The sequence below is a fragment of the Cohnella soli genome (assembly GCF_042655525.1).
In the GTDB taxonomy this organism is placed as follows: domain Bacteria; phylum Bacillota; class Bacilli; order Paenibacillales; family Paenibacillaceae; genus Cohnella; species Cohnella soli.
Genome location: NZ_JBHSMI010000017.1, coordinates 1 through 24,929 on the forward strand (window position 1 = coordinate 1; position 24,929 = coordinate 24,929).

Consider the following 24,929-nt stretch of genomic DNA (forward strand, 5'->3'; position numbering starts at 1 on the left):
CTCGGTCCGGCAGGAGTTAGATGTGGATTCGGTGATGCAATTGGCAGCAGCAGGGAAGCGGAAGTCAGCCGGACACATCCGCACCGACTAAGCGCGTCGCCTTAAGTCGGTGGGACATCGTGAACACATGAACGTTATATGACATAGCACAAGTTAGTTAGATTTTCTCTTTTAAATGAGGTGTGACTTTTGAATAACTTAAAGGAACTAATTCCAAAAGATAAACATGATTCCGATGCAGTTGAGAGATTAAATGAAGTAGATTTCATGAAAACTGATATTAGTCCAATTATTGATGAATTATTTGAATGGATCCAAAATATAAATTGGCCAGTAGCTCAAGAACTCTGTAAGGTTATTCCCAAGTTTAAAACAGATTATTTACTTCCTCAAATTAGAAAGATATTAAATAGTAATGATGACTGCTGGCAGTATTCTTGTATTCGCTATCTGGTACCTGAATTGTCTAAAGATATGTTAGAGCTTATTAAGGATGATTTACTAAGAATAATTAATAATCCAACTAATAATGAATCATTGTGTGAGATAGATCAGGATGCTAAAGAAATATTTGATAGGCTATACTAAGAAGTGTGCTAAGTCATATAACATCATATTCACGCATCGGGCCATTCGGCCCTCGGTCCGCATGAAGCATCCGGCAGAGGAGTAGATTCAGCGGACACATCCGCACCGACTAAGCGCATCGACGCCCGGCGACTTCGTCGCCTTAAGTCGGTGGGACGTCGTGAACACAATAACATTAGGTGAAATTGGAGCAATGCTAAAGTGAAAAAACTCTATCTTATTATAGTTGAGGGAAGACAATGGAAATCGTAATCGCTTGGACAATTTTTACAATATCAGAAGTTTTATTACTGGCCTTTCAAATAAAGAAAAAGACAAAGTTTATCCCGAAGTATAAAGTTTTATTATTACTCTTCGAATTAATTATTTCATTAGTGGTCCCAATTATTGTATATATGATTTTTGATATGAATTACAATTACAATGAAGACCTCTTTTTCTATGGGTTAGGGTCATTTTTAGTTATTTTTTTATCAATTAGTATTAACCTTGGAATCTTTTTGGCAATTCATTTAATTAAGGTGAACAGCAAAAATAAGAAAATAATATTCTGTATTTTCCTTTTTTTATTAAGCATAGTATTACAAATTTATTTATCTATTCTTGCGGAAGCGTAAAGACGAAAGTAGCTCTGTGGAATCAGCCGGACACATCCGCACCGACTAACCGCATCGCGGCCGCCACTTCGTGGCTTAAGTCGGTGGGACGTCTGAACACATTTACGTTATATGAAACATTGGCAAAGTCTTAAAGTCTAAAGGATGAAAAATGTGGAAAATCCATTTGGTCATGATATGGGACTTGCTATTAGCATGGGACCTAATCTAAAAAAAGAAGTTGAACGACAACTGCTAAATGATTTGAGTTATTATTATATATTTACCGGTGATACCAGTTTTGATTGGTCTGAGAGTTGTATTGAAGGCAAATATCTTAAATATATGGATGGTTCTTTAGAGAATTTTTCTGGGATTGCGATTTATAATGCTGAGGGCCAATTGCTAGCCAATGGCTGGATGGATTTTATTTATAAGAAGGATCAGGATCAATTAATTATATATTGGGAGTTCCTTGATATTTATATAGATGGAATTAAAGTTGAGGTGAAAACTAAAGTGGGAGTCCCAGAACATATTAAAAAAATAGTAGGAAATAAATGATATTAGAAGTGCAGTTAAGAACGTAAATTTGAATGTAGTTCAAGATGGCCATTGCTTCGTATAACACCATGTTCACGCTTCGGGGCATTCGCCCCTCGGTCCGGCAGGAGTTAGATGTAGGTTCGAAAAAGTAGTTGGCAGTAGCAGCGAAGCGAAATCAGTCGGACACATCCGCAACGACTAACCGCATCGCGCTCGGCGACTTCGTCGCCTTAAGTCGGTGGGACGTCGTGAACACATTTACGTTTGTGAAATGCGACAAGATCGTTTTGAAGGTAGGTGGCATTGATGTCTAAGTCGAATAAAGATTCAAGTGACAATGGGATAATTGTCGATCACAATACTAAGAAGAGATTTAGACTCCTGATTGTAGCCTTCATTTTTATATTAGTTCTCTTTCTTATTGTAGTATTCGCTTTAACAGGAAATATCCTTGAAATATATGTGGAACAACAAATTGTTAGGAGTCTGATGCCTTTGAACAGATACATACATATTGAAGGAACCATTCAAATAAACAATCCTGAAAATATAGAGAAAGTTTCTGATATTTTTATTCAATTAATGGAAGAAAACAAATGGTTTTTTGGTGGCGGCTTCAAAGATGTAGATGAAGAAGGTAACGATATTTGAATGTCAGATCAAAGTAGTGTCGTACTTCACATAAACTCCGTTATCGCTTCGGGCCATTCGGCCCTCGGTTCGGCAGGAGTCCGATGTGGATTCGCAGTAATTGGCAGGAGCAAGGAAGCTGAATCAGCCAGACACATCCAACTCCCTAACCGCATTGCGGCCGGCGATTCGTCGCCTTAAGTCAGTGGGACGTCGTAACACATTAACGTTAGATGACTGATGGCGAAGTACATTAATTAAGAGCGAGGCATTTTTATGGATATATTACTAGGTCACTTCACAAAAACAGCAAAAGGGAGAAACTCTTTTGAAATATGGAAAGGGGAAGCAGATTTAATATTAAAGATTGCATTTTTGTTAAGAGATTTTGGATTTACATCAGGTCCTCTAATGTCGGGATTAGATGGTCATTATATGGACTTAGTGTCAAATAATATTAAATTGAATCTTGGTTGGGATATTTGGAGTGGGTTATTTTTGTCGGCAGTAAATGAAGAAGGAGATATCTGGGTTAATAAACTTGGGGAAGAAATAAATCGCAAGCTACGAGAATCATTCTTTTAGTATGCCCAAAGAAGCACCATCCATCATCTAACACTATATTGACGCAGAGAAGCGGTAGGGAAATGAGGCAGTCTTATCAGAGGAGTGTTCGTATGGGAGCCTGGGGAACTGGCATTTTTGAAAACCATGATGCATTGGATTGGAAAGCAGATCTTTTAGAGTCTCAGGATATTGATTTGATACAAGAGACAATTGAAATGGTCATAGACGAAGAATATATAGAACCAGATCTTGCATCTAATGCTCTTGGTGCAATTGAAGTCCTCGCTGCATTACAAGGAAAACCTGGAGAGGAAATTATTAATAATTCAAGTCAAGTAGAAGGGCTTAATGAGTGGCTTACTTCGAATAGAGGCAAAGGATCAAATCTAATTCCAAAAGCTAAAAAAGCGAGGTGACTTCGTCACCTAAAGCCGGTGGAAAGTCGTGCATCGCAAATCCCCAAGAGGTGATTTAATGGGAAACGGGCTCAAGAAGCCAATGATAATTGCAGTGATGCTTATTTTCTCGCTAATCATTATATTCACATCAATAGTTCTTTATAAATCAAGAAATAATATACTTGCACGTGAGACACTTGATAATATTAATAGAAATCTCATATCAGATGGAGTTCAGCTTAATTTAAAAGAAGAAGAGTTGACTAAATTGCTTGGAGATGGCGAGTATATGGAGGGCTTCGGGGGCCATATGAGAAAATATGCTTCAAGAAGCCTTAACATCGGGATTTCTGGAGATCAGGATAATGATTTCTATGGTCATGTAAGCCAAGTGGATTTTTCGAACCCGGAATTTTCAATTTATGGAATTAAAGTCGGTGATCCAATAGAGCAATCATCTAGCTACATTATTTCAAAAGGATACCATCAAATTGCTGAAAATATATTTCGGAATGGAGAATATGTAATTCAGTTGTATGGGCATGATAATATTCAATCGATTAAAATATGGTTTGATGATAAAGATTTAAGAGGACGAAGCTATTAAACTATTTAAAGAGGTGTGCTTATGCTAGATGCATTTACTAAGAGAAGACTTGAAAAATTATTGAGTGATTACGTAGAACAGAAAGTTCCAAAACACATCAGAAATCAAATGAGACTCAACTATAAGTTCAGAGGCAACAATATTACACTTATTGAAGAACGTCCGGCTTTCATGAGTGACGAATGGATTGAATTAGATATTGCGCAGTTTCGACTGGATCAAAACAAATGGAAAGTATATTGGAGAGATAGTAAAAATAAATGGCACTTTGTAGAAGACATTATTCCTATTGAAGACTTTGAAAAACAATTGAAAATCGTAGATGAAGATAATAGAGGAATATTTTGGGGGTAAATAAGCAAACCGAGAATAGTGAATGAATGCCTAACAAGCGTTCATTCACTTTATTTGTGTTCAGCCATTCTCGATCGGATGCGATTTGGTTAAATAAGTACACCTTTTATTGACATAACGTCCTTTTTTCTTGCGTTCTGCGGGTTTATATTAAGGCTAATATTGGACAAAACATGGAATTCGCTTTGGTTGACTTATCACGGGAGGGGCTTATCGTTGAGTATAACCAATCAATATTTTATGAAAGTAGTTGCGCATCTGCAGCAACTACACGACTCGACACCGTCGGCAATTCTGGAAGCAGCTGAGTGTATCGCTGATCAAATCAAACAGGATAAACTAGTGTATGCATACGGTCCGGGCGGCCATTCGAATCTAGCTTCCCAGGAAATTTTCTTTCGCGCCGGCGGACTGATGCACATTAACGCAATACTGGACGAGGGGACGCTGCTCAGCAGCGGAGCCCTGCGCTCCATGACGATCGAACGATTGCCCGGTTACGGAAATATCGTGATGAAGGAGAGCGGGATCCAATCGGGGGATGTACTGCTGCTTATTAATGCATACGGAATTAATTCGGCGACGATCGATGCCGCTCTGTACGCGAAGGAGCATGGCATTCGTCTTATCGCAGTTACTTCTGTGCAGCACGCCTCATTGACGCCGTCTGAACATCCGGCCCGTCATCCGTCTAAACATAACCTGCACGACTTAGCCGATATCGTCCTGGATTGCAATGTGCCTGTCGGCGATGCGATTGTCGAGATTGAAGGTTTGGACCAGAAGGTATCGGCGATATCCACGTTCGCTAATGCGTTTTTGCTCAATTGTCTTATTGCCGAGACGGTAAACCTGTTGATCAAAGAAGGAATCACACCTCCGATCTGGATGAGCGGGAATATGACCGGCGGGGATGAGGCGAATGCCCGTTTCATTCATCGGTTCAAGAACCGCATTCGTGTCTTATAACGTCAGTCGAAGAAAGGAGAAGTGAAGAGTTTGGCGACAATACTCAGAATCGGTATCAATAAAACCGATATTACTCCCCTGAGTCCCTTGCCGTTAGCGGGATTCGGTCATAGACGAGGCCCTTACGAAGGGATTGCATCTAACATCTACGCACGTACCCTTGTGCTTGAAACGACGGATTCGAATACAAACGTAAGAACGCAGGGGATTATCGTATCCGCTGATGTGATTTGGTGGGGGATGGACAGTGTCATAAGGCTGCAAGAAGAGTGTACTGCACGTTGGGGAATAAGTAAGGAGAGATGTCTGTTTCATGCAACCCACAGTCACGGCGGTCCGCAAACCGCCAGCAATATGACCCCGACCGTGGGTGAGATCGACCTTGTGTATATCGGATGGTTGGAGCAACAGGTGCTGGGCGGCATACAGGCGGCCATGCAACGAATGGAACAAGTTACCGTGGAGCATGGGGCAGCGGAATGCGGATTTGCGATGCACCGAAGAAAGAGGATCAACGGCAAGATCGAGATGGCGCCAAACCCGGATGAAACCATCGACCGGGAAGTCAATGTCGTCCGGTTCGTCAACGCCTCGAACCGGACGAAGGCGCTGCTGTTTCATTACGCATGCCATCCGACAACAAGCGATCAACAGCGATTGTCATCCGAATTTCCGGGTGCTGCTTCAGAATTATTGGAGCATCGGTTAGGGGATGAAACCCCTGCACTATTTCTTCAAGGGTTTAGCGGCGATGTACGGCCTAATTTAGTGAAAGAAGAACAATTTTATCGCGGGACCCAAGCTGATATTGAGCGCTTGGGGCAGGAATTGGCAGACGTAGTGTCAGGCGTCCTGTGCGCACCGATGCGCAGCATGACCCCAGCGCGGTTATGCGGACAAATTTGCCCTGTAGAGCTGCCTTATCAGCAAGTTTCGAATCGGGAACAACTTGAACGTTACGCTTTAATGGACGGCATAGAGGGCGAGTGGGCTGCCCTGTTAATGAAGCAAAGCGATGTGCAGAATCGGGGGGCCGTTGCTTATTTTCAATATTTTTCGTTTGCAGAGCAACTCGGATTTCTAACGGCGAACGGTGAATTCGTCAGCGGATACGGCTTGTGGATCAAGCAGCGCACGCAAGGACGGGTTCTCGCCGTAGGATACAGTAACGGGATGATTGGTTATGTGCCGACGAAGCGGCAGTTGGAAGAAGGCGGTTATGAAGCCGCTGTTTCTTACCGCTATTTTGGATTGCCAGGAACCTTTTCGTATGAAATCGAACAGTTATTGCATGACGAATGGACCACCCTTCTTGACTTATAGAAGATAGAGGGAACCCCGGTACCGCGTAGAATTCTTATTAAGATGTTAATTCATGCAAGGGGCGGTTACATGTACAAGGTACTCATCGTAGACGACGAAGAATGGATCCGCGACGGTTTAAAGACGTTCGTTGATTGGGAATTGATGGGGTTTACCGTTGCTGGGGAGGCAGAAGACGGTAACCAAGCGTATAAACTTGTTACCGAGTTAAACCCGGATGTCGTGCTGACGGATATCCGAATGCCATTCTGCTCCGGAATTGAATTTATGGAGAAGGTTAGGATGCTGAATAACAAGGTAAAATTTGTTATCCTCAGTGGTTACGATGAATTTGAATACGCAAATGCCGCGATCAATTTCGGTGCATTCGGCTATTTGTTAAAACCGATCATCGTCGATAAATTGAAAAGCGTGTTTGGAAGATTAAAGCAAGAATTTGATCTGCTTATCTCTGAAGACCTGAAGAGAAAACAAACCTTCAAGTTGCTGCGTGAGGAATTTGTAACGAAGCTCGTACACGGAAAACCTGAAATAATGAAATTTTTATTCGACCGCGCTTCTGAAGTAGGAGTTAATCTTCGGCATCATACATTTACGGTGCTGCTAATTGAATTTGACGAGATGAATCGGGTAGTGGGACAGTACAGTATAGATGACTGGGAGCTTATACAATATGCACTGAGAAACATCGCCGAGGAATTGTTTCAGTCCGAGAGCGAGGTTTTCTTTTTTAATTGGAACCAACCTGCGTGCGGCCTCATTATTGCGCGTGATGCCCAAGACGATCAATGGTTGTACAGCATTGCGGAACAGCTGATCGCGACGACGTCTAAGTTGTTAAAGTTGAAAATCACGGTTTATATCGGACCTGCTGTTGATAGCGCTTTCCGTATTCGGGAATCGTTCCTTGCCGCTCTCAAGTTAACGGAGATGAAATTTTTTTGCGGCAAAAACCGGATGATTTCGGAAGAAGTATACGAAGCGCTACGTCCTGATCCAAACAGCCGAGTATCGCCGATTCACAAGGAACAGCTTATCGCACTCGTTCAACATTCGGAAATAACAACAGTGGAAACCTATGTTTGCGAAGCCTTCGACGGAATAACAACGAAGGAGGTTGCGATAGAAACCTACGCACAGTTCATGAAAATAGCGGCCAAGATCAAAGAGAAATACGCTTCACTTCTCGTCCATGTAGAGATTGTAAAAGAACAAGATTATTATTCCTTACGCGATATGGAAACGTTGGAAGATCTCAAGACTGCAGTGACTCGGACGTATGCCGATATCGTTCGGCGGTTGCGCGTGAACGGACTTCAAACGCAAAACCGGATGATGGATGAATTGATATCCTACTTGGAAGATCATTACTCCGAAGAAATTACGTTGGAAACGGCTGCCGAACTTGTGCACATGCATCCGATCTATGTGAGCAAATGGTTTAAGAAAGAAATGGGGAAAAATTTCACCGATTATTTGACGGAAATCCGCATTTCTAAAGCGAAAGAGCTCCTTGGCGACTTTAGCCTCAAAATTTATGCGATCAGTGATATGGTAGGTTACAACGATCCGAAGCATTTCAGTAAAGTGTTCAAATCGGCTGTTGGCGTAACGCCCAAAGAATATCGTAAAATGGTGCTCGGCTATATGGACGACTTATTTGAAATGTGAGGCGGTTTTCTCGTATGCACTCGATGAATCTCAGAAGCAAGATCATCGTTTATTCCATCGTCGTGCTGATCATTAATTTGTTTATCATTGGATTGATCTCGTATCGGATTGCTTCTTCTACGATCTATAACAGTATTGTAGAGACGAATGCAAGCATAGTTGAACAAACGGTTGAGAACATTGACTTTGTATTGCAAGGCATTGAACGGGAGACAATTAACGCCTTTGAAGGCGTCGATTTTAACCATTACCTTGAGTCTTCTGACAACATGGCTAACATCGTGCAAAATAAAATAGAACTGTCCCGAATTTTTACGCGCTTTATTAATGTCACTGACGATGTTGACCAAGCGTATCTCGTTGGAAACAACGGGCAGGTGTATTCCAATGAGCTTTTCGGAGAGAATGCTCTCTGGGACGAAACCATGTTCCGCGAATTGCTTGAACATAGCGACGGCAGCTTTCAATGGACTTATACCGTGATGGAAACCCAATCGGTAAGCCGTAAATTAATAGGCATCAGCCGTGCGATCTACAATGAAGACGGGGCCTATAACGGATTTGTGCTGGTACTGTTAAAAGAACGCTCATTTGCCAATTTTTATCCGGATGCGAACACCAAAATCATGATGCTTACAGATCATCGCAATCGCATTATTTCCGCCAACGATCCTGCACGAATCGGGACGCAATTGCCTGAACAGCTTATAGTACCTTCCGGCATTCATGAAATGAACTCCATTCATAACCAATCCTACGTCATGTCCTCCTTCGAATCGGGATACACGGGATGGAAGCTTTATATTGCCACACCTTATAAAGATGTATTTCTCATTTTACTGACTGACAACAAAGGATATGTACTCCTTACGCTGTTCAGTTTGTTGTTATTTGTCGGCTTGATCTTATTTTTCTCCAATCGATTAATTGCTCCATTGATCAAGTTGAATGAAACCTTCGATTCCATCCAACCCTCCACAGCAGGTCGAATAGTAGTACATCCTCAGATTGCCCCCCATCGCGGATTTCTAGCTCGGATTCATTTTAAAACAAAACTGACTATTGTTTTGATGACATGCATTGTGATGCCGGTCGTGCTGCTTATGTTTATTTCACATAGCTTCACTCAATCGCTCATGAAACAGAAATTTGTTGAAGTCAGTACGATCAACGCCGAACAAACAATAAAGAGAATCAAATCCTACACGGCTAATCTGGAAAAAACGGTCTACTATTTTTACTACGACGCTCAATTTATCAAAGCGATAGCCAATCAAAAGGGCACAAGCCTGACTCCTGAGTCTTATTCGGTTATTGAACGAACCGTAGAAAACGCAATGAACCAAAAAACGGATGTTGTCTATATCGATTTGTTTGACCGGAATATGAAGAGATTATATACGTCCAAAAGCAGAGGGCAAGGGTTTATGTATCCGGATTCAACACCGGAGTCGATCGAGCAGACCCCCTGGCTTGATACGTATCGGGATTACTATAAAGATGATCTGATTACGTTCGGCAGACGGATCGCCGACTTTCAGGGAAACGATGTAATCGGCTACGTGTTTATTACCTTCAAGGAGAAAGATTTAGAAAAGAACTATATGGGCACACGAACAGATTGGAACGAAACGTTCATTATTAACCAGAACAATCGTGTGATGTCACACGCCAATAAAAACAAAATCGGATCTGAGACTGAGCCTGAACTTGCAAGATGGATAAATCCTGAGTCATATAAGGGGAGGGCCATCGGCGGGTCGAAGGGTAATCAGGTGGTCAGTTATGCAGACATCGGAAATACGCATTGGAAAATGGTTAATGTTGCATCCTTGGCTTATGTCTCTGAAAGCATGGAAAAAATTGTGCTGTACGATATGTTTGTATTGATCGGGAGCGTACTGTCGATCGTCATATTCGTCATCCGATATACGGGACGCATCAGCAGGCCGATCAACGATTTGACCCGCCGCGTGGTCGAATTTTCAAGCGCATGGGTTGATTATCCGGTTTCAAAACACGGCGGGGATGAAATTGAACAGTTGCGAAGTAATTTTTACTTAATGATTTCTAGAATCAATACATTGATTCTAGAAGTATACGAGATTCAGCTCAAGAAAAACGAAGCGGAATTAATGCAGAAAGAAGCGGAACTGATTACCTTGCAATCTCAAATTAACCCTCATTTTTTGTACAACACCCTTGAAGTGATTCGTTGGAAGTCTGCGTTTCTGATGGGAGGCGATAATGAGGTGTCCGATCTGGTCACGACATTATCGGAATACTTCCGCCTAAGTCTGAGCCAAGGCAGAAGGACAATTACGCTTGCCGAGGAACTCGAGCATGTGCATCGGTATATCAAAATTATGAACCACCGCTATAAGGATAAGATCATTTTTGAATGCGATATTGCGGAAGACGCATTGCAGTGTATCGTACCTAAGATTACACTGCAGCCTATTGTGGAGAATGCGTTGTATCACGGGATTAAACTGAAGAGCGGGAAAGGAAAAATCCAAATCGCCGCACAAGCGGAACGGAATGAATTACGAATCACGGTGTCGGACGACGGTGTCGGCATAGGCGCGGACCGGCTGGACAAGCTGAAGGAGCATGTCACCCAACATGAAACAGCGGGAACGGAATACGGTAAAGGCGGGTACGGTCTGCAAAATATTCATCAAAGGCTTCAGCTCCTTTACGGTAAACGATTTCGTTTCGAGATAGATAGTGTGGCTAATGAAGGCACTCGCGTAACGATTATCATGCCAGCGGAAGGAGCAAGTACCAATGAAAACGGTTAATTTACTACACCTTTTATTGAACGATGCTCATTTTTATCTCTCATGCTTGTATCTAAAATAAAGAGGTAGCCTACAAGCAAGTTCAATTTACAGGGGAGGGATGCAGAGCATGAAAAAATGGAAAGTCTTCAATTCGGCAGTAATTTTTTCTCTAGTCTGTATGCTTGTCATTGCCGGATGCAGCGGTAAAGACGCCGCGACCGGAGAAAATGCAGGGACAACGGAATCTTCAAAAGCACCAGCGACGGAATCCGCCGCGACAACGGAAAATTCTTCAGAGGCTCAGAAGGGGATCGTGCTTGACCCGAACAAAAAAGTAAAGCTGAGGTACTACACTTCCTCGGGCTACGATCAAGTCGAATTCGACGAGGCTTATCCGGAATGGCAGAAGCTGCATCCGAACATCGAAGTCGAGCTCGTACTCGTCTCCAGCGGTGACTTCGCAACCAGCGTTAAGATGGCGTCGATCGCAGGCGAACAAATGGATGTCATTTATACGGGGACCGACACTCTGGAACGGGCCAGCCCGGACAGCCTCTACATGCCGCTGGACGATTTGGTGCAACGGGATGGCTGGGATCTGAAAGCGGAGTTCGGCGATTACAAGGATCAGTTTGTCGTGGGCGGTAAGCAATACGGTATTCCGCGTGCGGTAGCTCCGGACGGCGTCTGGTACAACAAAAAGCAGTTTGAAGAAGCAGGCTTGCCCGATCCGTCCTCCGGAGACTGGACGTGGGAACAGTTCTTCCAAACCGCGAAGAAGCTGACTAAGTACGACAGTAAAGGAAATATCGTTCGCTACGGCGTTCAGGAATGGAAATTCGGAACCAACAATCTGGCAACTACCGCCCAGAACATTGCGCTGTACAGCGGATGGGAAATTTTGAAAGAAGACGGTTCGTTTAATCCGGACTGGACAAATTTCAAAAAAGCGGTAGAGCTGCTTTACAATGCGGTTTATGTCGATAAGTCGATGGCAAGTCCTGCTGAATTGATCGCGAAAAACCTACAGTGGCAAAATGATTTTTACAAAGGGACCAACGCGATGGGCATCGGTGGCCGTAACGGCGCGATCTTCCAGGACCTGGCCGTAGAATACGGCCAATTGACGAAGGAAGAGGACGATGCAGGCATCCACACATTGGCGCCTATGCCGAGATGGGATGCAAGCTCGCCGAAGAAGCTAGCTTTTGAGACCGTCGTCGGCGATTCGTTGTCCAAATCAACGAAAAATCCGGAAGAAGCATACGCCTTCATCAAATGGCACGCAACGAAATCCATTGAGATTGCATCGAAGGTTGCTCACCGGATGCCGGCTTCCAAGCTGCTGAATAAAGAAATGCTGTTAGAAAACTGGCGCTATTACAACAATAAAGACGGTGTGCTGACGCAAGGGAAAGAGCGCAACGACTTGTACAATCGTATGATGGATCCGGAGATTACTCCGATCTACTACAAAAATTCCGTGAAATATTCTTACGCGTCCAAGATGAAAGCTGAGTTGGAGAAGCATCTATCTCTTTTGTTTGCCAATGAGGTTTCGTTGGACGAAACGATTGAAAATGCGAAAATCGCAACCTTTAAGATTTACGAAGATGAAACGAAATAAGTTTAATCGGAGTCATATGAAGCCGCCATTCGCAGGCGATTGGCGGCTTCGTCTCCCAAAAATGGCGGTGGTGGGATGAGGAGCGGGCCTTATTATACGAAAAGAAAACTTAAGCAAGCCGTCGAAGGATACTTGTTCATATTGCCCAATCTGATCGGTTTCATGGTTTTTACGATTTTCTCGATCGGTTTTTCGTTGGTCGTCAGTTTTACCGACTGGGATATAACGACAGGACTTGAAAACATGAGTTTCAACGGTCTCGAAAATTTCGTGAAGATGTTGGACGATCGATGGTTTATCGATTCCATGCTCAATATATTGTATTTCGCCGCCTTTGTACCTTTGCAAATTTTATTGGCGCTAGTGATTGCCGTTGTGATCAATGAGAGCGTATTTTTCAGCAAAACGATTCGTACCGCGCTTTTCCTGCCTTATGTAACCAATGCGGTCATTATTGCGATTTTATGGGGAATGCTGCTGAACCCGGGTGACGGCATTATCAATAATTTGCTGCGTTCGATCGGGATCGACAACCCGCCCGGATGGCTAGGCAGCAGCGATTGGGTAAAACCGGCCATGATTCTGATGACGACCTGGACGGGACTCGGATTGAACGTTATTTTGTTTCTGTCCGGGTTGGTAGGTATCTCCAAAGAAGTTTACGAATCGGCGGAGATCGACGGGGTCAAACCGTTCGCCAAGTTTTGGCACATCACGTTTCCGCTCATTTCGCCTACTACGTTCTTTATCGTCATCACCTCCGTAATCGGTGTGTTTCAAGCCTGGGCGCATATCCAAATCCTGACCGGAGGCGGACCGGGAAGTTCCAGCACGGTCATCGGATATTACATCTATAAAGCGGCATTCGAATTTGGCCAGATGGGCTATGCGTCAGCGATGGCTTGGGTGCTGTTTGTTACTGTATTTCTGTTTACTATGCTGCAATGGTATTTGCAGAAAAAATGGGTCCACTATTGAGGCGGATGACGGGAAGGAGGCTAACGTGTCAAGAAGAAACCTGATCTGGAAAATTGTACGTACTCTGCTCCTGCTTGCTTTCTGTATCGGCATGGTGTATCCGTTCCTTTGGATGATGGTCGCTTCAATTACTGCAGAACGGGAAATTTTCGATTTTCCGTTTGCATGGATTCCTAATCCCGTGAATTGGGATGGATACAAGACGGTATGGATCAAGCCGGTGCTCGGTTTCTCTATGTGGGTGTATTATTGGAACAGCATCAAGGTCACTTTCATAGCCATGACTGGCGCGCTGATTACATGCTCTTTCGCGGGCTACGCCTATGGAAGGATGAGCTTTCCGGGTAGGAATGTCATTTTTCTTATGCTGCTGGCGACCATGATGATCCCTTATCAGGTTGTCATGCTGCCCAACTTCATGATTTATAAAGAGCTCGGATTGGTGAACACGCATGCTGCGATCTGGTTGGGTGCTTGTCTCGGTTCGCCATTCGGCACGTTTCTGTTCAAGCAATATTTTTCCACGATCCCTATGGAATTGAATGAAGCGGCGGAGATCGACGGAGCGGGGCATTTCCGAATCTTCACCAGCATTATGCTGCCGCTCGCCAAGCCGGTCATCGCCACCTTGATCATCTTTAACTTCATTGGTTACTGGAACAATTACGAGGGTCCGCTTATCTATTTACGGTCACCGGAGCTATATACGTTGCCGTTGGCGTTGAAGGTCATGTCGGAAGACAAATTTTTTATCCAATATGCCGGCGTAATGGCCGGTTCGGTCAGCGCTGCACTGCCAATCCTGATCGTATTTATCGCTGCGCAGAAGTACTTCATCCAAGGCGTAACAATCGGAAGCGTGAAAGGTTAGTAGACGGTTAGGAGAGAGAACATGGAAACCATTCGATTGGGTATTGTCGGCTGCGGCCATATGACACAAGAGCATGCACGCGGGTATTCGGAGCTCAGTAATGAGATTTCTGTCACTGCAACGGTGGATACCGTATTGGAACGGGCGCAAGAGATGGCTGCGATTACGGGTGCGTCGCTCGCGGTAACGGATTACAAGGAAATCTATGATGCGGTGGATGCCGTTCTTATTGTATTGCCTCACGACCTGCATTACGAGGTCGGCAAGGCGTTCCTGCAGGCGGGCAAACATGTATTGATGGAAAAACCAATGTGCAACAGCGAAACGGAATGTATCGATCTGATTCGTACGGCGGAGCAGACGGGGAAAGTGCTGATGACCGCTTATCCGGTTCGATTCTGGCCGATTGTTATGAAATTGAAGGAACTATTGGATGCCCGGGCGTACGGCGATGTGTTTCAATTGTCGATATGGACAGAACAATATTCGTATTTCGACTCGGAGCATTGGGTTCGCTCCGCAGAACGATTAGGCGGGGGTCAATTTTTCAGTCATGGTTGCCACTATGTAGATTTGATGCTCTGGTTTATGGGGCGACCGGTAAAAGGGATGCATATGGGCACCAACCGCGGCACGCCTTGGATGGAACGCGAAGGGACCAGCAATATGGTCATGGAATTCGAGAACGGTGCAATGGGATATCACTTTGGCACTTGGGGGGCCAGAGGAACTCGCTTGGGCTACAGTATCCACGTACATTGCACCGACGGAATGCTGGAATACAATTTTGAGGATCAGAAGCTGTATGTGCATGATGGGATGAACATCCATCGTTCACTGCAGGACAGCCGGGAACCGGCGCAGCGTACGGAAGTGCTGATGTCTTCGGATGACGACAGCAAGCTGACGCAGCACGAAATTCGCCACTTTCTGAACTGTATCCGCACTGGAGCGCGCCCATTGACGGACGGACCGGGCAGCCTTCAGGGGCTGCGGGTGATCTGGAGAATGTATGAGGCGGAACGTAACAACGCGATTGCCGATTTGCGCGGATTAGGATTGGACGAGGATTGGGAGGCCGTTCCTTTACTGCAGAATGGTTCGGTTGAAAAAGGGGGATGGAAATGAGTCAAGAGCAACGGACTGGGCGGATCGGATATTGGCCGCTGCGTACGGATAGCGAGGACCGCAGCGGAAGGGATCAACATGGAATAGCTCACGGTGTGGGATTCGATGACAGTGCTGTATTTGACGGAGTGTCGTCCTATATTGAATTGCCTGACATTTCTGAAACTGACGGAAGTCGGCCCTTCACCTTGTCTCTGGAGTTTGAAGTGAATGATGGGCACGGCTATTTCCCCGGCGGGCTGGCAAGCCGCTATTCGGAAGCAACGATGGAAGGGTGGCACTTATCTGTGCTAAGCCAGGCAGGCGTGACCTCCAGCCAATCGAACTGGCGCAATCTGCAATTCGGATGGAGCACGGGGAAATCTCCGATTCAATGGAAGGATTGGGGCAGCCCGGGCAACGGCAGGTATATCTGCTCGATGTGCGTGTATAACGATAGCTTGTATGCCGGTATTTTCGACGATGCCCAAGACAATCGCGGTCATGTGTACCGGCTTGACAAGGATGGCCGCTGGATCGATTGCGGCAATCCCGATAATAGCAACTCCGTATGGTCGATGGCGGAATACAACGGAAAGCTGTACGTGGGCACGATGAGGTATCGCGCTGCCGGATCGGCCTTGCCCGAGTCTCCGAATCAGGAAGCGGGCGGCAATATATACCGGTACGAAGGCGGCCGGACATGGACGCTGTTCGGACGACTTCCGGTGGAGGGCAATGACAGTGTGGGCGCGTTGACCGTATATGACGGTAAACTGATTGCCATGTCCTTCTACCCTCACGGCATCTTCGCTTTCGGGGAAGACGGATCCTGCGAATCGTTGGGAGCGCCGGGACCTGAGGGAAAGACGCGGACGATGACGTTATCGCCGTATCAAGGAAACCTCTACGTCGGTTGCAACCAAAAGCAAGGCGTATCCCGAAGAACGTTGCGCGAGCCATGGGAAGACAGCGGTACAGTGACGAATTGCGATCAAGTGTATTGCTTTTCCGTCTTCCACAACGAGTTGTTGACAGGCATTTGGCCCGAAGCGAGAATGTTCCGCTATGAAGATGGAGAATTCTGGAGCGATTACGGCTTGATGGGTTCCGAGAAGGAAGTCATGGGCATCGCCGTGTTTAACGGCAAACTGTACGGCGGGACGCTGCCGGGCGGCCACGTGTACCGCTACACCGGGGAACATCAATGGGAATTAATAGGCGTTCTGGAACAACCGGATCCTCATATTCTGTATCGCCGCGTTTGGACGATGGCTGTATTCAATGGTCAGTTATTTGCGGGTACACTGCCGGGCGGTAAGGTGTGGAGCTTGACGCACGATCCGCTGGCGACCAGCGATACAAGCTTGTCTCCAGGCTGGCACCGGGCGACGGCGACCTACGATCAAGAACGGCTCCGTCTGTATGTCGACGGCGATCTTGTTTCCACTGTTACGATTCCGCCGCAAGCAGTTGATGAATCCGGCCGTGCTGCCGAATTGTCTGTCCGTTCGCTCCCGTTCGTCTTGGGTAAAGGTCCGCAATGCCATTTCTCCGGACGCATTCGCGAGGTGCAACTGTTCGATAGGGCGCTTGGCGAGAACGAGATCGGCTAGGCCGGAGAAAGAAGGGAATGCCATGCTTACGATCGTATGGAACACAGCGGAAATCGAACAGATGCGGAACGAAGGCAGAGATAGCTACACACCGTACCTGTTGACGATGCTGAACGACCTTGGCCTTTCTTACCGAGTCCTGAATCATGAGGAATGGCTGCAGAACCAACCAGGCGGAGTTACAATCGTAGCCGGAAGATCGACGGATCCCCGTTGGTCCTCCGCCTGCTTGTCTTATTGTGAACAAGGCAATGCGCTGTTGGTCATAGGCGATGTATTTGGCCTGGACGAGGTTCTGGGCGTAACCTGTACGGGAAGAGTCAGGGAAGGCTGGATCGATTGGGCGAACGAGGGGCTGTCGGAAGGCTTACGAAGTTCCTTCCATTTCTTCGATGCAGTGTGTGTGGAGTCTGCACTAAAAGAAGTAAGGATGCTGGGTTCGATCCTGCAACTGAATGGAACGGCGTGTTCCGAGCCCGCCGTATCCATTCGTTCGATCGGACCGGGAACGGCGGCTTTATTAACGGTTGATGTGATGAAGACCTTTTGTATGATTCAGCAAGGCGTTTCGGTTGTACGTGACGGCAATCCAGCGGCTGATGGATCGGGTGCCATCAACGACGGCATTCTGAAGACGGACGACGCCGCCGTCCTCGATTGGCAGCGCGACCGCGAACCGGTTGAATCCGGAGGCGTACCGTTCTTCCTTCACCCCATCGTGGACGAATGGAGAATCTTGTTGATGAGACTTCTCTATCAGTTGCATGAGAGCGTTGACGCACCGTTGGCTCAGATTTGGTACTGGCCGAACGGCATCCCCGCGATCGGACATATTTCGCACGATACGGACGGCAATTCCGCCGAACATGCTCAAGCTCTGTTGGCAAGATTGAAGGAAGCGGACATCCGCTCGACTTGGTGCATTATCATGCCGGGCTACGATCGTGAAATCAATAGCATGATCGAATCCGAAGAACACGAGGTCGCCCTCCATTTCAATTCGATGGAAGCGGAGATTCCAGAGAGTCGATGGTCCGAGAGCGATTTTCGCTATCAACTATCGCTTTTGCAGGAGCAGTTCCCCAACCTGACGATTGTTACGAATAAAAATCATTATTTGCGTTGGGAAGGCGATGCGGCGTTCTACCACTGGTGTGAACGTGCAGGCGTGAAGGTGGAGCAGAGCCGGGGAGGGACGAGGCAAGGGAACAAAGGGTTTCTCGCGGGCACCTGCCACCCATTTACTCCCATTGGATCGGTCCATGAGCGCAACCGTCCGCTGGACGTGCTTTCACTGCCAACGCTCGCTTGGGACCCGCCTCTGCCTCTTCGCTGTACGAAACAGGAAGCCTTCGCTTTGCTTGATCGGGCAACCGATGTGAATGGGGTAGCTCATTTTCTGTTCCATCCGGCGATGTTGATACAAAATAACGATCAAGTCGGGTCTCTCTTGGTGGATTTGGTGCGTTACGGCGCCACTCGCGGCTTAGCGTGGTGGACAGCGGAGCAGATATGGCAATGGCGTTCGGTTCGAAAGCAAGTCACCATTCAACAGGAACTTGATGCCGATCAAAAGCCGAAATTGGTAATTGTATCGGATACTGCCCTAAGCGGCTTAACCTTGCTTGTCAGCAAGGAGGGGCAATGGCAAGCATGGGGGGATTCGACGTCTAGTCGCATGAATCTTATGAAGGGATGTCGCACGATCGAACGATTTGGCTGCCTGTATACTGAGCTAATTTTGGATATTCAGAAGGGCCGTACGGAAGCGACTTGTATTTGAGTTGTGAAATTCACTCGAAAGGAGAATGACCATGTCGGCCAAAAAAATGCTGTTGGTGGTTTTCGCAGTGGTGTTATTGGTTTCATTTCCGATGAATGTTCTCGCGCAAGATCGTGCTTTCGATCGTTATAAACACTACGTTTCGCTGACCAATAACGGACTTGGATTTTCAGATAGCGAGGATGCGTCTACGCTGGGTTGGGCGGAGAGCCCCTATCTGGACTCGTATATCGACATTTATAATCGTTACCGGGACACTTATTGGTTAGACAAGTTCGTCGAGCATTTCGACAAGGTGAAGGCGAATGCAATCGACCCTGAAGCGGATGGTTCATATGGTTGGTATACGCCGGTTTATTCCTATCAGCATATGTGGAATAACAACTTCGAGCTGGATAGTCCGGATGCCGCAGCGGCAGAAGGGCTTGGGAATGGCGGATTCGAGACGGCAGGAACAGACGGAGTGCCGGGGAGCTGGACAAGGGAAGCGGGAAGCAACACAACGGCTTTCCGAACGACAACCGCAGGTGAATATTACTCCGGTAGCGCAGGTCTCGCCATCAAATATAATAGCGGCAATGCCGCCACCCTCAAACAATCGTTCTCTTATTCACCCGGACGGAAATATGCGCTTTCATTTATGGCCAAGACGGATAGCATGACGACGACCGCGCGTGTCCAGATTTATAATGAAACGACCTCAACGGTAATTGCCGAAACAGCCAACTACGGTTCAGACAGTCTCATCAAGGACGATTGGGTGCAGTCCGGTTTCACATTTACGGCGCCAACAACGGCAGGTCAAACACTAGTTGTCAAGATCAAGCTTGCAAAGCTCGATCAGAACGGTTGGGCTGCTTATTTCGACGATTTCTCCATCAAGCCGGTGGGTTCGGTAATAAACGCTATGCAGAATGGAGATTTCGAAACGCCCGATTCCGGAGACGGCACATTGCCGAGCAAATGGTCACGGCTTGGAACAAGCGCTTATACCTACTTATCGACTGCTTCCGGCGAGCACGATTCCGGAAGCGCCGGTCTTGTCGTGAAATCGGACGGCACGTCCTGGAAGGAAGTTTATCAACGCTTGCCTTATACGCCGGGGGCTACTTATACGCTGACCTTCAGCGGCAAAACCAACTCCTCCGCGGCATACGGCCGCTTACTGGTTTACAATGCTACAGATTCCCAGTATGTGCTTGATCAAACGTTCAACAACACCGCTTGGCAGAAGCACGCTTATACGTTTACAGCGCCGAGCACGACCGGAAAAGAAGTGTATGTTTACCTTCGTCAAAGCAATTATACGAACCCTTCTTGGATTGCGTATTTCGATCATTTAGAAATTGAGCCGTATGTCGAGAATGTTAACGAGAATTCGGCATTCTTCTCCGTCGACAGCGGCGATGGGACATTGCCTGCAGGGTGGGAGCGTTATCAATCGACTTCAAGCAATGCATATGTGTCGGATAAGCTGAACGAATATTACTCACCATTCAACGGCGTCGTGATCGAGTCGAACCATATGCAAGTGCCGATGATGCGCAAGAAGCTTTATTTAATTCCGGGTATGCGTTATAACGTTACTTTCCTTGGCCGAAACAACAATCCCTCCGCACAGGGAAAGGTTGACATCTACAATTCCACTACTTCATCAACATTAGGAAGCACGACATTCAGCGACGCAACATGGGCGGCGAACTCTTTCACGTTTACCGCGCCTTCTTCGATAACGGATACCGTGTATCTTCGGCTTCTTCAAGGAACAACCGCCGTCGACGGCAGTCTTATCTCTTATTTCGACGATGTTCAGGTCGTACCGGCCGTTAAAAGAAGCTTTGCAGGTTGGACAAGGGTGAACAAAACGGTCGACACTGCCTATACTTCCAATGAAGCAGGTAATTCTGCGTCGGGATACGGTTTGGTGATCGGCAACGATGGCTCAACGGATGGATATGTGGTGCAGCGCTTGAGGGGGTATGAAGCAAACAAGCCGTATTCCGTTTATTTTTCCGGGAAAACAAGTTCATCTGCAAATGGAGGAAAAGTTGTCGTATATGATGTGACGGCCGCTTCCGAGCTGGCATCCATGACGTTCGAAAATACGGAATGGTCTGGGCAGCAGCTGAATTTTACTACGCCCGGCACGACCAGTCATGTCGTTGAAATTCGACTGATGCAGCAATATGCCAACAATAGCTCACAATATGCGTTCTTTGATCGGGTCTCAGTCGGCGAACAATCGACCTGGCTCGTACACGAGACAATGCTCGCCAAGCCCGCGTTGAAATTTATTAAGACGGTGTATGAAAATAGCGAACTCTCAACGGCATATGAGTCGAAGGCTGATGAATATCTGGCATTCATTGAAGAGAAGATTCTTCCCAAATGGGATGCCTATTACAAGGATTTGGGCAACAACAGGGGGGTATACATCTTTCCGGCAGGCAACCGCGCCGCTTATTTTCCGGGAAGAACACTGCCGCACAATCAATACCTTGTCGCTTCAGAATGCTATTTGCTGCTAGGAGACATTACGGCCAATAGCGATTATGCGGTACGCGCAACCGCGCTCTTGAATAATTTTAAGGATCATCTCCAGGTTAACCAGGCGGCATCCACCGCGTATAAATGGAATTACTGGGATTCGGCAGGCCCCTGGGATAACGGAATGACTTATGTAGGTTATGAAGAGGATTCGTCGCATGCCAATCTCGATGTGTCCGCTGCCATTACAGCCTACCATTACGGAGTTGTATTCAATGAAGCGGACATGAAGAAGTTTGCATCTACCTTCGTCAATGCGATGTGGAACGGTTCTTCGATCCACCCGGTTATAGGTCCAAATGTAATCTACAACGGTGAGCGTACGGAATGGCTGTTGGCCTATAATACCGATCTTTGGGCTTGGTTGAAGCTGGCGGAATTCGATCCGCAAATATGGAGCATCGCGAATGGCGTTCTCCAGACGGTTGTGGACGAAAACTGGTTAGAAAGTTTCGCGTGGACCCTAACGTACATGGCGAATTTGGCGATTTGTAATCCCGAGACGCTCGTAAACGGCAATTTCGAATGGGCGGACAAGGACGATCCTACGCTACCGGCTTACTGGCAAAGGTATTTATCCAATACGACTTCCAGTACGGCGTATCGCGATACGTCTAACGCGTACCGAGGCCATGCGGGGTTGGCCAATAAAACAAACGGAAGCAGTTGGAATATCGTGCAGCAGCAGATAACAGGTTATTTACCGAATAGTTCCTATGAGTTGAAGGTTACGGGGAAAGTCGGAACAAGCAGCGTGTTGGGGCGTGCGGATGTTTTTAACTACACCACATCAAATGCGATCGGCAGCGTGTTTATAGACGATACGGCATGGGAGACTGGGTCTCTAGTCTTTACAACGCCGAATAATACAACGGACACTTTGAAAGTCGATCTCTATCATAATTTGTATAGTCCGGCAAACTATTATTCCTATTTTGATAATGTCAGTATCTATGCTTCATTATGGAATTCCTTCGCGCCGAACGGCGGGTTCGAAGAAAAAAACAAGTATGACGTTACGTTGCCGAAATATTGGGAACGTGCGACAGGAACTCTCCCTGCAAAGGCGTTGATTGACACTGCCGAGAAGTACAAAGGAACGAATAGTTTGAAGCTGATCACCGACGTCAGCGCCGGAAGTCAGAAGCTTCAATATACGTTACAAGGATTCAAACCTTCGGCGAATTACACTGTAAAGTTCTATGCAAAGACAAACGGATCGACAGCGAAAGCTAAGGTGAGCGTATCCAATGTAACGGAAGCTGTAAGTCTCGGAACAAGTCCGGTCATCGACAGCACCTCGTGGGGGCAATATACTTTCAGCTTTACAGCGCCTGCCGACGCCACCGCTGAGGTGAGGATTTATTTGGAACACAATGACCCGAATGTTTCGGGCGGCATCGCCTATTTTGACGAGTTTGGCGTGACGCTTGATTAAGATTTTTTCGATATCTCGATAGAATGTGGTGTGGGGGAATAAAAAATGAGCGATACGCAAACGTGTTTCTATTGCACAGATGAATATAAAGGATATATGAAAGAAATATGCAAACTCGAAGTATCGACCGTATATCTCAACAATGAACAAGAATATTTGGGGCGCTGCACGGTTGTGTTGAATGATCACAAAACGGAGCTATTTCAATTGGAAGAAGAACTGCGCGGCAAATATATGAGGGACGTTGCCCGTGTGGCTGCAGCGTTAAAACAGGAATTTGCCGCGGATAAAATGAATTACGCCGTGTACGGGGACATCGATTCCCATCTCCATTTTCACGTCGTTCCGAAACATAAGCATTCAAAGAACTGGGGATGGCCATTCGAACTGACAGCGGGCGAAGGCAATGAAAAATTTCTGACAAATGAGGAATACCAATCTATCATTGAACGCATTGTTCAGCATCTTCGTTGATTGGGTACGTTAATAAGATGGAGAAGGAAGGAACGACCATGGGGAGAACATTGGCAAAGTTAGGTGGCAAGCCGCTCTTCGAGCATCCGGTTGAAGGTCAATATCCGGGCGCTCTGGTTATGGGAACTGAAGAAGCCGCCGCTGTGTCTGATGTGGCATTGTCCCGCTCGCCTTTTCGCTACTACGGACTGAATATGCAGCATAAAGTGCAAAGTTTCGAGAATGAATTGGCCAAATATCTGGATGTCCGGTATGCACTGGGTGTTACATCTTGCACAGCTGCGCTGTTCGTTGCGTTGAAAGCGTTAAAGCTTGGATATGGCGACAAGGTTGCGGTTCCAGCATTCACCTTTCTGGCAACGGCCGGCGCGGTTGTGTCGGCGGGCGCCGTGCCTGTATTTATCGATATTGACGAGAGTATCGGCATGGATCCGATCGATCTTGATAAAAAACTTTCAGCCGACGATGAAATCAAGGCCGTCATTATCGTTCCGTTGCTTGGTTACCCGTGCGATATGGATGCGCTGCTTGCCGTCGCCAGAAAATACGGCGTTCGTGTCATTGAAGATGTAGCGCAATCGTGCGGTGCTTCCTATTCCGGCCGTAAACTGGGAACACTCGGCGATATTGGCGTGTTCAGCTTTCAAATGAATAAACTCATTACAGCCGGCGAAGGCGGAGCGGTCGTTACGAACGATCCGAATTTGTTTATTCGGGCTGTAAGGTTTCACGATCAGGGAATATTTCGAGAACAAGAGAGATATGGTTTGCACTCGGTCGATGAAGCCGATGCCTTCGCGGGACTGAATTTTCGCATGAGTGAATTTACAGGCGCAGTAATGGGGGAGCAATTGGCGAAATTGCCAGAGATCATTCGAAGGATGCGAAGCGTTCATGATTTGATCTACCACGAACTAAAGGAACGAGCTCCGAAGCTGCAACTGCGCAAGCTATTCGATCAGGAGGGTACCATAGGCTGTTACATTGCGCTTATAACTCCAACACCCGAAATCGCGCAGGAATTCATTGCGGGACTGCAAGCAGAGAATATCTCCTCGTACCTCCTGTACGAGGGCATGCCGCTATTCCGTAGGGATATATTCCGATTGCGGCGTTCCGCGGAGAAGGACAATTTTCCCTATAATTATCCGTTTCGCAACCCGATCGAAAATCCAGAGATGAGCTGTCCTCGTGCTATTGACCTTTGTCCTCGAACAGTATTCATCCCGATATCACCCCATTTTACGCAAGAAGATGGAGAGTTGCTCATAGAAGGGATTTTATCCGTCTATCCTTCCGAAGCAGCGAATATTTGATGTGGTAAGGTGTTGTTCGGCGGCGTGGCATTTTGAATAAAGGAGCCATTCCTGTAATGAATGAATTCGAGGTTTGAATGAAAAAAGCACCTTCTGTATACTGGGGAACGTTCCGACCAAAGAACAAATCCCAGCGC

21 protein-coding genes are annotated in these 24,929 nt (G+C 46.6%); all 21 read left to right on the forward strand.

The window, feature by feature from the left end; translation table 11 throughout:
- Nucleotides 1–189: 189 nt before the first annotated feature.
- The 21 genes from ACFPOF_RS09365 to ACFPOF_RS09465 all read left to right on the forward strand — a co-directional run bounded on the left by ACFPOF_RS09365 (nucleotide 190) and on the right by ACFPOF_RS09465 (nucleotide 24,792).
- Nucleotides 190–588, forward strand: a complete 399-nt coding sequence (locus ACFPOF_RS09365) for a DUF5071 domain-containing protein (protein ID WP_378131868.1) — start codon at nucleotides 190–192, stop codon at nucleotides 586–588.
- A gap of 770 nt (nucleotides 589–1,358) precedes the next feature.
- Nucleotides 1,359–1,748: a hypothetical protein gene (locus tag ACFPOF_RS09370; RefSeq protein WP_378131870.1), complete on the forward strand. Its 390-nt coding sequence runs from the start codon at nucleotides 1,359–1,361 to the stop codon at nucleotides 1,746–1,748.
- A gap of 134 nt (nucleotides 1,749–1,882) precedes the next feature.
- Nucleotides 1,883–2,044, forward strand: a complete 162-nt coding sequence (locus tag ACFPOF_RS09375) for a hypothetical protein (RefSeq protein ID WP_378131872.1) — start codon at nucleotides 1,883–1,885, stop codon at nucleotides 2,042–2,044.
- Nucleotides 2,037–2,381, forward strand: coding sequence for a hypothetical protein (locus ACFPOF_RS09380; RefSeq protein WP_378131874.1), 345 nt, complete (start codon nucleotides 2,037–2,039; stop codon nucleotides 2,379–2,381). The genes ACFPOF_RS09375 and ACFPOF_RS09380 overlap by 8 nt, the downstream gene beginning before the upstream one ends.
- A gap of 255 nt (nucleotides 2,382–2,636) precedes the next feature.
- On the forward strand, nucleotides 2,637–2,945 hold the full coding sequence (locus ACFPOF_RS09385) for a hypothetical protein (protein ID WP_378131875.1): 309 nt from the start codon (nucleotides 2,637–2,639) through the stop codon (nucleotides 2,943–2,945).
- 92 nt (nucleotides 2,946–3,037) lie between these two features.
- Nucleotides 3,038–3,343: a DUF4259 domain-containing protein gene (locus ACFPOF_RS09390; RefSeq protein WP_378131877.1), complete on the forward strand. Its 306-nt coding sequence runs from the start codon at nucleotides 3,038–3,040 to the stop codon at nucleotides 3,341–3,343.
- Between the two features lie 58 nt (nucleotides 3,344–3,401).
- A complete protein-coding gene (locus tag ACFPOF_RS09395; protein WP_378131879.1) occupies nucleotides 3,402–3,932 on the forward strand; it encodes a hypothetical protein in 531 nt (176 codons plus the stop codon).
- Between the two features lie 21 nt (nucleotides 3,933–3,953).
- Nucleotides 3,954–4,286 (forward strand): DUF3024 domain-containing protein, encoded by a 333-nt coding sequence (locus ACFPOF_RS09400; RefSeq protein ID WP_378131881.1) that lies wholly within the window; start codon nucleotides 3,954–3,956, stop codon nucleotides 4,284–4,286.
- Between the two features lie 216 nt (nucleotides 4,287–4,502).
- A complete protein-coding gene (locus ACFPOF_RS09405) occupies nucleotides 4,503–5,255 on the forward strand; it encodes a sugar isomerase domain-containing protein (protein ID WP_378131883.1) in 753 nt (250 codons plus the stop codon).
- A gap of 30 nt (nucleotides 5,256–5,285) precedes the next feature.
- Complete coding sequence (locus ACFPOF_RS09410) at nucleotides 5,286–6,578, forward strand: neutral/alkaline non-lysosomal ceramidase N-terminal domain-containing protein (RefSeq protein ID WP_378131885.1); 1,293 nt, start codon at nucleotides 5,286–5,288, stop codon at nucleotides 6,576–6,578.
- 69 nt (nucleotides 6,579–6,647) lie between these two features.
- Entirely contained in the window at nucleotides 6,648–8,249 is a 1,602-nt protein-coding gene (locus ACFPOF_RS09415; protein ID WP_378131887.1) for a response regulator, read from the forward strand.
- A 269-nt stretch (nucleotides 8,250–8,518) separates the two neighbouring features.
- Entirely contained in the window at nucleotides 8,519–11,053 is a 2,535-nt protein-coding gene (locus ACFPOF_RS09420; RefSeq protein WP_378131889.1) for a cache domain-containing sensor histidine kinase, read from the forward strand.
- Nucleotides 11,054–11,162: 109 nt separating this feature from the next.
- On the forward strand, nucleotides 11,163–12,662 hold the full coding sequence (locus ACFPOF_RS09425; protein WP_378131891.1) for an ABC transporter substrate-binding protein: 1,500 nt from the start codon (nucleotides 11,163–11,165) through the stop codon (nucleotides 12,660–12,662).
- A gap of 75 nt (nucleotides 12,663–12,737) precedes the next feature.
- Entirely contained in the window at nucleotides 12,738–13,640 is a 903-nt protein-coding gene (locus ACFPOF_RS09430) for a carbohydrate ABC transporter permease (RefSeq protein ID WP_378131893.1), read from the forward strand.
- 25 nt (nucleotides 13,641–13,665) lie between these two features.
- On the forward strand, nucleotides 13,666–14,511 hold the full coding sequence (locus ACFPOF_RS09435) for a carbohydrate ABC transporter permease (protein WP_378131895.1): 846 nt from the start codon (nucleotides 13,666–13,668) through the stop codon (nucleotides 14,509–14,511).
- Nucleotides 14,512–14,532: 21 nt separating this feature from the next.
- Entirely contained in the window at nucleotides 14,533–15,639 is a 1,107-nt protein-coding gene (locus ACFPOF_RS09440; RefSeq protein ID WP_378131897.1) for a Gfo/Idh/MocA family protein, read from the forward strand.
- Nucleotides 15,636–17,234, forward strand: a complete 1,599-nt coding sequence (locus ACFPOF_RS09445; RefSeq protein WP_378131899.1) for a LamG-like jellyroll fold domain-containing protein — start codon at nucleotides 15,636–15,638, stop codon at nucleotides 17,232–17,234. Before ACFPOF_RS09440 ends, ACFPOF_RS09445 begins: the two co-directional genes overlap by 4 nt.
- Nucleotides 17,235–17,256: 22 nt before the next feature.
- Complete coding sequence (locus ACFPOF_RS09450; protein ID WP_378131901.1) at nucleotides 17,257–19,017, forward strand: polysaccharide deacetylase family protein; 1,761 nt, start codon at nucleotides 17,257–17,259, stop codon at nucleotides 19,015–19,017.
- Nucleotides 19,018–19,048: 31 nt separating this feature from the next.
- Nucleotides 19,049–23,002: a DUF642 domain-containing protein gene (locus ACFPOF_RS09455; protein ID WP_378131903.1), complete on the forward strand. Its 3,954-nt coding sequence runs from the start codon at nucleotides 19,049–19,051 to the stop codon at nucleotides 23,000–23,002.
- 45 nt (nucleotides 23,003–23,047) lie between these two features.
- The gene (locus ACFPOF_RS09460; protein ID WP_378131905.1) at nucleotides 23,048–23,476 is read left to right on the forward strand and encodes an HIT family protein; all 429 of its coding nucleotides are present in this window, start codon (nucleotides 23,048–23,050) and stop codon (nucleotides 23,474–23,476) included.
- A gap of 38 nt (nucleotides 23,477–23,514) precedes the next feature.
- On the forward strand, nucleotides 23,515–24,792 hold the full coding sequence (locus ACFPOF_RS09465; protein ID WP_378131907.1) for a DegT/DnrJ/EryC1/StrS family aminotransferase: 1,278 nt from the start codon (nucleotides 23,515–23,517) through the stop codon (nucleotides 24,790–24,792).
- Nucleotides 24,793–24,929: the final 137 nt, after the last annotated feature.

Bases quoted from the DNA above. Each gene is read 5' to 3' on its own strand.
- ACFPOF_RS09420 (WP_378131889.1), top strand. From the start codon at position 8,519: ATGGCTAACATCGTGCAAAATAAAATAGAACTGTCCCGAATTTTTACG.
- ACFPOF_RS09415 (WP_378131887.1), top strand. From the start codon at position 6,648: ATGTACAAGGTACTCATCGTAGACGACGAAGAATGGATCCGCGACGGT.
- ACFPOF_RS09445 (WP_378131899.1), top strand. From the start codon at position 15,636: ATGAGTCAAGAGCAACGGACTGGGCGGATCGGATATTGGCCGCTGCGT.
- ACFPOF_RS09440 (WP_378131897.1), top strand. From the start codon at position 14,533: ATGGAAACCATTCGATTGGGTATTGTCGGCTGCGGCCATATGACACAA.
- ACFPOF_RS09385 (WP_378131875.1), top strand. From the start codon at position 2,637: ATGGATATATTACTAGGTCACTTCACAAAAACAGCAAAAGGGAGAAAC.
- ACFPOF_RS09400 (WP_378131881.1), top strand. From the start codon at position 3,954: ATGCTAGATGCATTTACTAAGAGAAGACTTGAAAAATTATTGAGTGAT.
- ACFPOF_RS09455 (WP_378131903.1), top strand. From the start codon at position 19,049: ATGTCGGCCAAAAAAATGCTGTTGGTGGTTTTCGCAGTGGTGTTATTG.
- ACFPOF_RS09450 (WP_378131901.1), top strand. From the start codon at position 17,257: ATGCTTACGATCGTATGGAACACAGCGGAAATCGAACAGATGCGGAAC.
- ACFPOF_RS09390 (WP_378131877.1), top strand. From the start codon at position 3,038: ATGGGAGCCTGGGGAACTGGCATTTTTGAAAACCATGATGCATTGGAT.
- ACFPOF_RS09425 (WP_378131891.1), top strand. From the start codon at position 11,163: ATGAAAAAATGGAAAGTCTTCAATTCGGCAGTAATTTTTTCTCTAGTC.
- ACFPOF_RS09380 (WP_378131874.1), top strand. From the start codon at position 2,037: ATGTCTAAGTCGAATAAAGATTCAAGTGACAATGGGATAATTGTCGAT.
- ACFPOF_RS09460 (WP_378131905.1), top strand. From the start codon at position 23,048: ATGAGCGATACGCAAACGTGTTTCTATTGCACAGATGAATATAAAGGA.
- ACFPOF_RS09395 (WP_378131879.1), top strand. From the start codon at position 3,402: ATGGGAAACGGGCTCAAGAAGCCAATGATAATTGCAGTGATGCTTATT.
- ACFPOF_RS09465 (WP_378131907.1), top strand. From the start codon at position 23,515: ATGGGGAGAACATTGGCAAAGTTAGGTGGCAAGCCGCTCTTCGAGCAT.
- ACFPOF_RS09430 (WP_378131893.1), top strand. From the start codon at position 12,738: ATGAGGAGCGGGCCTTATTATACGAAAAGAAAACTTAAGCAAGCCGTC.